General features: G+C 65.0%; 5 protein-coding genes. All 5 read left to right on the forward strand.

Annotated elements, in window-relative coordinates; genetic code table 11:
* The first annotated feature begins 23 nt into the window (after positions 1-23).
* The 5 genes from P2869_RS18840 to P2869_RS18860 all read left to right on the forward strand — a co-directional run bounded on the left by P2869_RS18840 (position 24) and on the right by P2869_RS18860 (position 8891).
* Positions 24-1460 (forward strand): peptide synthetase, encoded by a 1437-nt coding sequence (locus tag P2869_RS18840; protein WP_277599156.1) that lies wholly within the window; start codon positions 24-26, stop codon positions 1458-1460.
* A gap of 158 nt (positions 1461-1618) precedes the next feature.
* Entirely contained in the window at positions 1619-2482 is an 864-nt protein-coding gene (locus P2869_RS18845; RefSeq protein ID WP_277599891.1) for a YqcI/YcgG family protein, read from the forward strand.
* A gap of 99 nt (positions 2483-2581) precedes the next feature.
* Positions 2582-4273 carry a cyclic peptide export ABC transporter gene (locus P2869_RS18850; protein WP_277599157.1) on the forward strand — a complete coding sequence of 564 codons (1692 nt, stop codon included), beginning with the start codon at positions 2582-2584 and terminating at the stop codon, positions 4271-4273.
* On the forward strand, positions 4270-5106 hold the full coding sequence (locus P2869_RS18855) for an ATP-binding cassette domain-containing protein (RefSeq protein ID WP_277599158.1): 837 nt from the start codon (positions 4270-4272) through the stop codon (positions 5104-5106). Before P2869_RS18850 ends, P2869_RS18855 begins: the two co-directional genes overlap by 4 nt.
* Positions 5107-5297: 191 nt before the next feature.
* Entirely contained in the window at positions 5298-8891 is a 3594-nt protein-coding gene (locus tag P2869_RS18860; RefSeq protein WP_277599159.1) for a condensation domain-containing protein, read from the forward strand.
* The last annotated feature ends 4 nt before the right edge of the window (positions 8892-8895 follow it).

Below are 8895 nucleotides of genomic sequence, written 5' to 3' on the forward strand. Positions count from 1 at the left end.
CTGGAGAACTGGAGAATGACCCGATGACCACGCATTCCAATTCGCTTCCGCTCTTCGACTTTTCGCCGTTCGAGGGCAAGAGCGAGCACTACGTCTCGCTCATCAAGGCATTCGCGGCGGCTGCGCCCTTTCGCAGCGCAACCGTGGATGAACTCGTGCTGGACGACGACTTTCATCGTCGGCCGCTGCGTCCCGAGGACTTTGCGTTCCTCAAGTTCATGAAGCCCGTGCGGCCGCACAACGTGAGCCGTCTGGCGGCACTGGCCTCCGGTCGCACGTTGATGTCGATCTACGAGCTGGACATCGCCCGCGCTCCGGCAGGCAGCAGTCCCGATTCATGGCGGCGTTTCACCGAATTCCACGATGAGCACACGCGTGTACTCGGCGCACAGATCGCGCCTTTTCTGGAGGCCTACGCGTTCGAGTACCTGAGCAAAGACGTCGACGCGGGTGAGTCCGTGGAGAGGGCAAGCGCACGGCTCGCGGCCATCGTCGACGCCGAACTTGCCTTCTGGAGCGACACGTTCGCGCGCCTCGTCGCCAACGACTATCTCGAAGAAGGGCTGCGTTTCATCATGGTTCAACGCTGGGCGCTTGCGGTATCGAAGCGCCGCGCGCTGGCACGAGCACAGGCGAGTGGCTTCTTCGATCTGCTTGCGCCAGCTGAGCGTCCGACCTTGCATGCCGCAACGCCCGACGACGCATTGCTGGAACGCGTAGCGGCTGCAATGGGCGTAACGGGCCGTCAGCACGCCTACTGGCAGTTCTATCTGCCGACGAGCACCGCGAAATGCAATCTGCTCTACGCGCTGGCGCGCCGTCCGGACCGCGCGTTCGGGCTCGTCGGCGCTGCCTTTGGTGCCGAGGCCGAGTGGCTCGCGTTCGGTCTCGCACTGGAGCGCGCCTGTGCCCATTTGCAGCCCGCAGGCAGGGCACCGGCAGAGGCAACGACCCTCAAGAACGAACTTGTCCAGCGCTGCGCGAAAGCGCTGCGGCGTCTGGCCGTGGAGATGGGCGATCAGGCGCACGGCCAGTGCGTGCAAGGCATCGTCGCGGCCGAGCGGCTGGCCGAGCGCGCGCGCTGGGATCTCGGCGAGCAGTTGCGCTGGCTCTCCTCGATTCGCCATTACGTTGCGTTCGCGCATCGCATCAGCGCGCGCATCGATGCCGAGTATCCCGACATCGATCGCGAAACGTTCATCGAGCCGATGGAGATGTGTTCGACCACCCACGTGCACAACGATCATCGGCTCGTGACGATCGAAGAAGGCGACATGCTGTTCTGGGGCAACGTCGGCATGCAGCTTGAAATGCACATCGGCGACAAGGTGCTGATTCCCGATGGTCGCCTGCATGGTTCCACCGTGACTTCGCACGAGTGCACGTACCACCAGCCGATCATTCCCGACGAGTGGGTCAATGCACTCGTTGCCGAACTCGATCAGCCGGCAACGGTTTGACGCCCGCGCAGGGCATATTCCTCACCCGTGGCGCCGCATGAAAGATACCGAGACGAAAGGCGTCGCTTCCCCACGATTGCAGCAACGACGTTCCCGGCCCCAAGGCCCGGGAAAGCCCGCGCGCATGTCGCGCTCAAACGTGGAGCAGGAAGCGAATGATGGAAGCAGGCAATGGAGGCGCGTTCGGCCAGATGCCGGGCGGCCGCCCGGGTCCCCTGGCGTTCGATGCAGGCGATTGGCGCAGCCGTGTCATCGCAGGGCGCACAACGGGCGCTACGGCGTCGATTCCCGAGTGGCTCGCCACATCGTATTCGACGCTGCGCGCACAGGTGCTGGACCCGGCTTATCCGTGCTTTTTCGGCACGATAGCGGAGCGGCGCGGCGAGATGTTCTATTCGTTCGTCAACGGCAAAGACACGCGCGAACTGCCCGCGACGATGCAAACGTTCGCGACGCTCTCGGCTCAACCGCAGTACCGCAGGAACAATCTGGCCGTGTTCTTCGAGCCCGACGTGCAGCCGCTTTCGCACAGCGCTTATCGCGAGTTGTTCTGGCGCATCCTGCAGCAGCTGCACGACCTCGACCCCGACGCGCAGGCCGACGAACAGCCGGACCCGATGGAAGAAGCATGGGAGTTCTCATATGCCGGTGTGCAGATGTTCGTGGTCTGTGCGTGCCCTTCGTTTCGCGCACGCCGCAGCCGCAACCTGGGGCCGGGCATGGTCCTGCTGTTTCAGCCGCGCTCGGTCTTCGTCGATACGATCACCAACAAGGTTATTGGCCGCGAGGCGCGCAACGAAGTGCGCAAGCGGCTGGATGCGTGGGACGAGATTCCCGCGCATCCCGATCTGGGGTTTTTCGGCGATCCCGGCAATCTCGAGTGGAAGCAATATTTTCTCGAGGACGCGAACGTGCCTGCGGGCGATCGTTGTCCGTTTCTCAAACGCATACGGCAGGCGCACGAACACAAACACGAACATGCTTCTGCAACCGCGAGCGGCCGTGGCGAAGAGGACGCGTAAGGGCATGCCGCGCGGGCGCGGGCCGGCAATGAACACCCGCGCCTGCAAGAAGCCGTTGCCACGGCATGTCCGCGCACCTCTCGTCATCAAAGGAAATACATGTCCTTACTTCTGCATCTGGTAAGCAAATCGCGCTGGGCGCTGGCCGTCGCGCTCGCGGCGAGTGTCGCGGGTGGCCTCGGCAATGCTGCGCTGCTTGCGCTCGTCAATCAGGCGCTCAGTGCGGCGCCCGAGCAGCTCACGCCCCTTGGCTGGCAGTTTCTGGCGGTCGGCGTCGTGGTCGTGGCCATGCGCACGCTCGCGCAGTCGCTCTTCATGTGGCTGGGGCAAAAGGCGAAGGCGACGCTGCGCATGCGCACCATCCGGCGCATTGGCGAGGCGTCGTATCCGCATCTGGAAAAGCAGGGCGCGGCACGGTCGCTCGCCGTGTTGACCCAAGACCTGGATACGATCGTCGTGTTCTTCGTGAGCCTGCCGTCGCTCGCGATGCAAAGCGCCGTGATCGTGGGCTGCCTCGTCTATCTCGGTTATCTGTCGTGGCCCATTCTGGCCGTGGCGGTTGTTTCCATCGTGCTCGGCATGGCGGGTTTTCGTTATGCACATACGCGCGCGATGTTTCATCTGCGCAGCTCGCGCAAGCGCGAGGACGATCTCGTCAAACACTTTCGCGCGCTCTTCGACGGCGCGAAGGAACTGAAGCTGCACCGCGAGCGCAAGCGCGCCTTTATCGACGACACGCTCGAAACCAACGTCGAAGCGGTGCGCGTGCAGCGCACGCGCGGCTATATGCTCTACGCGGCGGCATCGAGCTGGGGCAACTGCATTCTGTTCGCCTTCATCGGCCTCACTCTCTTCGTGTTTGCGCGTCACATTCACGTGGACGCGCACGTCATGTCGGGCTACGCCATCGTGTTCGTCTACATGATCATGCCCATCGAGGCGGTGCTGTCCGCTATACCGAACCTCAGTTCGGCACGCGTGGCACTGGAACGCATCGAACAGGTGAGCGCGGAACTGCCGCCCGAAAAATCGCTCGCGCCGGCCGCCGTCAAACCGTTCTCCACGATTGCGCTGCAAGGTGCGACCCACCGCTATTTCCGCGAGAAGGAGAACGAGGTCTTTACGCTCGGTCCCATCGATCTCGCGTTTCGTCCCGGCGAGGTGGTCTTTCTGATCGGTGGCAACGGCAGCGGCAAGACCACGCTCGCGAAGATGCTCGTCGGCCTTTATGTGCCGGAAAGCGGCCACGTGCTGCTAGACGGCAGTCCGGTGGAGGAAGCGCAACGCGATCTGTACCGCCAGCAGTTCTCGGTGGTGTTCAGCGACTTCTTCCTCTTCGAGAACCTGCTGGGCCTGCCGCAGCAAGGTCTGGATGCGCTCGCGCAGCAATTGCTGGAGGAGCTTCAGCTTGCCCACAAGGTGCGTGTGGAAGACGGCGTTTTCTCCACGCTCCAGTTGTCGCAAGGGCAGCGCAAGCGGCTCGCGCTGCTCGTCGCTTACCTGGAGGACCGGCCGTTCTATGTGTTCGACGAATGGGCCGCCGACCAGGACCCGCTGTTCAAAGACGTCTTCTACCGGCGCCTGCTGCCGGGGTTGAAAGCGAAGGGCAAGACCGTGCTCGTCATCACGCATGACGACCGCTATTTCTCGCTTGCCGACCGCTTCATCAAGCTCGATTTCGGCCGCATCGTCGAAGAGGGGCCGGGCGCTGCACTTGGGCGCATGCCGCTCGAAGCAGTGCATTGCGCCGATCTGGCGGTGGCTCCTCAATCTGGAATGTCCGCATCATGAACGTCAACGCTTCGATTCTCTCCATCGGGCAACCCCGGCAACCCCGACAACCGCAGCGCGAACCGATGTACGTGCTCGACAACGTGTCGTTCGCCGTGGGCCCACGCGTGCTCTTGCAGCCGCTCACGCTGACGTTGCCGGCGGGTCGCGTATGCGGCCTCATCGGTCACAACGGCTCGGGTAAATCGACGCTGCTCAAGCTGCTTGCGCGTCAGCAGACGCCTACGTCCGGCTCGCTCTCGTTCGAAGGGCGAGCGCTGCCCGAGTGGGACAACCGCGCGTTTGCGCGACGCGTGGCGTACTTGCCGCAGCAGCAGCCCGGCGCCAACGGCATGACTGTGCGCGAACTGGTCTCGCTCGGTCGCTATCCGTGGCACGGCGCGCTCGGCCGCTTCACGGGCACCGACCGTGACCGGGTGGACGAAGCCATGGAATTGACCGACATCGCTCACTTCGCGGACCGCCTCGTGGACAACCTCTCGGGCGGCGAGCGGCAACGCGCGTGGATCGCCATGCTGGTCGCGCAGGACAGCCAATGTCTGCTGCTGGACGAGCCCATCTCGGCGCTCGATATCGCGCATCAGATCGAAGTGCTCGATCTCGTGCGCACGCTCAGCCAGCGGCGTGGGCTGGGCGTCGTGGTGGTGCTGCACGACGTCAACATGGCGGCGCGTTTCTGCGACGACCTCATCGCGCTCAAGCGCGGCGCGCTGCTGGCAAGCGGTGCCGCGCAAACGCTTATCGAAGAAGCGACGCTTGCCGAGATCTACGGCGTACCGATGGGCGTCGTGCCACATCCGCGCGGCGGCGCGCCCATCAGCTTCGCGTACTGAAGCAGGTATCGGGCAACCCCGGCAAGCATCAAGCAGTCCCTACACAGGCGTTCCGCAGAAACGCCGCGCCAATCCCCCGCAATGACGACGTTGTGCCGCCGCCCGTGCCTAGCAGGTACGCGCGGCGGTGCGAATTCGCATGCTCTTTTGCCATGCCCGACGCGAAGCATGGCGAAACCCAGGAGGAAAGGATGACTGTGATCGAGACGCGGCGCCCCGCGAACCCTGCCGCGAGTCGCGACGGTACGCGCCATGCTGAAGGTGTGATGAGCACGCCGCCGGCATACGATCTGGTTTCGGCGTTGCAGGCCCATGTGCGGCAGCGTCCCGATCAGGTGGCAGTGCGGTTTCTTGCCGATGGCGAGTCGGATGCGCGCGAGTTGAACTACGCAGCGCTCGACGCCGGCGCGCGTCGTCTCGCGGCGGTATTGCGCCGGCACGGCGCAGCGGGCGATCGCGTGCTGCTCATGTTGCCGAGCGGTCTCGACTATGTCGTCTCGTTCTTCGCGTGCCAGTACGCGGGCATGATCGCGGTGCCCGCCTATCCGCCTGAAGCGCAGCACAGCGCGCATGTGGAGCGGTTGCGCCGTATGACGTCGGATTGCGCGGCGCGCATCGCGGTGCTCGACGCATCGTCTCGCGCGGGTCTTGCGGCGGCGGTCGCGGGTAACGGGCTGGGGGATGCGGTGCTCGTCGATGCGTCGGCGCGCGACGTCGATCCAGCCGCCGGGTTTTGCGTCGAGCACGTCGACCCGCAGGCGATTGCGTTTCTGCAGTACACGTCGGGGTCCACGGCGTCGCCGAAGGGCGTCATGGTGGGTCACGCGAATCTGTGCATCAACGTGGCAGTGATGGCGCACGCCATGGATTGCCGTCCCGGCGATCGCATGTTCTCGTGGCTGCCGCTCTATCACGACATGGGGCTGATCGCCGGCGTGCTGATGCCGCTGCTCTGTGGCTTTCCGGTCACGCTCGTCTCGCCGCTGCATTTTCTCGAACGCCCCGCGCGCTGGCTCATGGGTGTGGCGACCGAGCGGGCCACGCACACAGGCGGCCCCGACTTCGCGTTCAGGCTCTGTGCAGAGCGTGTGCGCGACGCGCAGCTCGACGGTCTCGATCTGTCTTCGTTGCGCGTCGCATTCTGCGGCTCCGAGCCGATTCGCCAGGCCACGTTCGAAAGCTTCGTGGCCCGCTTCGCATCGCACGGCCTCGGCCCGCGTGCCATGTACGCGTGCTACGGCCTTGCGGAAGCAACGCTGTTCGTTTCGGGCGTGAAGGCCGGTACGGGTGCTGCGGAGCGCCGTTTTTCAGCGTCCGCACTCGCCAGGCCCACGCCGCTCGCATTGCCGCCTGCAAGCGATGCTGACGCCAAGGCCGTGGTCGGCTGCGGTGGGCCGGCATGGGCCCACACGTTCGCGATCGTCGACCCCGACACGCGCGAACGCCTGAACGACGGGCGCGTCGGCGAAATATGGTGCAGCGGGCCTAGTGTTACGCAGGGCTACTGGCACAACGCGCAAGCCACGGCAGACACGTTTCTCGACGACACACCAGGTTTTCCCGGCCGATGGTTGCGCACTGGCGACCTGGGCTTCATCGACGCAGGCGAACTGTTCGTTTGCGGTCGCCGCAAAGACATGATTGTGTTGCGCGGCGAGAACGTGTACCCACAGGATCTCGAAGCCGTGTTGGCCGATCGTGTCGAATCGCTGCGGCGTGGGCGCATTGCGGCGTTCCCGGTCGAAGGCGCAGAGGGTGCAGAGGAAACCGAAGCGATCGGCGTGGCCGCGGAAGTGCCACGTGGCCGAGGCAGACGAATCGCTTCGGAGCGCATTTTCGCGGCGATTTCGGGCGCACTGGGCGAAGCGTTCGGCTACGAGGTCGGACTGATCCTGCTGCTCGAACCCGGCGATCTGCCGCGCACGTCGAGTGGCAAGCTGCAGCGCTGCGCCTGTCTTGACGCCTGGCGCAGCGCGGCGATCGTGCCGTTTGCGGTGCACGATGCGCGCTACCGCAACCGCGACGCGATAGCGGCAAAGAAGCCGCATGACGAACCCCTGACGGCAACCGCGCGTGTCATTGCCGAGGTATGGCGCGACGTGCTCGACATACCATTGCCCGGTGCATCGGACGATTTCTTCCTGCTCGGTGGCCGGTCGCTGCTCGCGCTGAAAGTGGCCGCGCGGCTGCGCGAACGATTTGCACGTGACGTGCCGCCCGGTTTGCTGTTCGCCCACACCACGCCCGCCGCGCTCGGCGTCGCGCTCGACGCGCGATGGTCCTCATTCACAGGCGATATGCCGGCGCCCGCAGCTCTGGCACGACGCGGTGCGGGCGATGCGCCGCTCTCGTTGCCGCAGGAGCGGTTATGGGTGCTCTGGCGTCTCGATCCTCAGAGCGCCGCGTACAACGTGCCCATCACGCTCTCGTTCGACGGCCTGCCTGACATCGATGCCACGCGTGCCGCGATCGACGCACTCGTGCGCCGGCACGAAGCGTTGCGTACGCGCTTCGTCGAAGTGAGCGACGTGCCGCGTCAGCAGATCGTGCCGGCAGAGCAGTCGGCGTCGGCATGGACGTGGGACGTGGTCGATCTGGACGAAGCGTATTCGAAGCAGCGGGGCACGCTCGATGCCGCGTTGTACGAACGCACGCGTACTCCATTCGATCTCCAGCGCGGTCCGCTTGTTCGTGCCACGTTCCTGCGGTGCGCGTCGCAACATGTGCTGCACATCGTCATGCATCACATCGTGGTCGATGGCTGGTCGGTCGACATTCTGCTGCGCGAGTTCGGCGCGGCGTATCGTGCGGCGCGACGCGGCGAAACAAACGTGCTTGCCGCACTGCCGGCGCTGCCCGTGCAGTACGCCGACTACGCTTCATGGCAGCGCGAACACTTCGCGGGCGAGGGCCGAGCGGTGTTCGACGCGCAGCTCGACTACTGGTGTACTCGCCTCAGCGGCTACGACCAGCCCATCGATTTGCCCACCGACCATGAGCGCTGCGCGCCATACGACCCGCGCGCTGCAAGTACACGCGTGTGCGTTCCGCCTGCGCTCACCGCGCGTCTCGAATCGCTTGCACGCGCCGAGCGCGCCACCCTCTTCATGGTGCTGCTCGCGGCCTTCTATGCGCTGCTCTATCGCTACAGCCACGCGCGCGACATCGTCGTGGCGGTGCCCGTTGCAGGCCGTGACCGCGTGGAAACAGATGGCCTGATCGGCTTCTTCGTGAACACGCTGGCCATGCGCGCATCGGTGAAGGGTTCCGATTCGTTCGTCACGTTGCTGCGTGCCGTACGCGACGACAGCACTCAGGCCCAGGCCAACGCAGACGTGCCGTTCGATCGCGTCGTGGCCGCGCACGGCGAGCGGCGCGAGCACGCAAGCGGGCTCGCCGCGCATCCGCTCGCACAGATCAAGTTCGTGCTCCACGACGAATTCGCTACGTCGCTCGACCTGGATGGTGTGCGCGGCTCGCTCATGCAGACCGATGCAAGCACCGTCGAAGCGCGTTTCGAACTCGCGCTCGACGTACTGCGGCGCGGCGACGAAGGGCTCGACTGCGTATTCGCCTACGCGGCTGCGCTGTACGACGAGGCGTTCGTCGCGCAGTTCGCGCAGCACTACGTGGCGCTGCTCGACGAAGTGGCCGCGGCGCCTGCGTGCGCGATTGCGCAATTCATGCTTGGCGAAGGCAAGACCGAAGGCGAGCCGAACGACGCGGCACTGAACAACGAACCGGCCGGCGCGGCGCAGCTCGCTGCCGACACGTACCTGCACTAAGGAC

The sequence above is a fragment of the Paraburkholderia sp. SUR17 genome (assembly GCF_029536165.1).
Classification (GTDB): Bacteria; Pseudomonadota; Gammaproteobacteria; order Burkholderiales; family Burkholderiaceae; genus Paraburkholderia; species Paraburkholderia kururiensis.

Bases quoted from the DNA above. Each gene is read 5' to 3' on its own strand.
- P2869_RS18840 (WP_277599156.1), top strand. From the start codon at position 24: ATGACCACGCATTCCAATTCGCTTCCGCTCTTCGACTTTTCGCCGTTC.
- P2869_RS18845 (WP_277599891.1), top strand. From the start codon at position 1,619: ATGGAAGCAGGCAATGGAGGCGCGTTCGGCCAGATGCCGGGCGGCCGC.
- P2869_RS18850 (WP_277599157.1), top strand. From the start codon at position 2,582: ATGTCCTTACTTCTGCATCTGGTAAGCAAATCGCGCTGGGCGCTGGCC.
- P2869_RS18855 (WP_277599158.1), top strand. From the start codon at position 4,270: ATGAACGTCAACGCTTCGATTCTCTCCATCGGGCAACCCCGGCAACCC.
- P2869_RS18860 (WP_277599159.1), top strand. From the start codon at position 5,298: ATGACTGTGATCGAGACGCGGCGCCCCGCGAACCCTGCCGCGAGTCGC.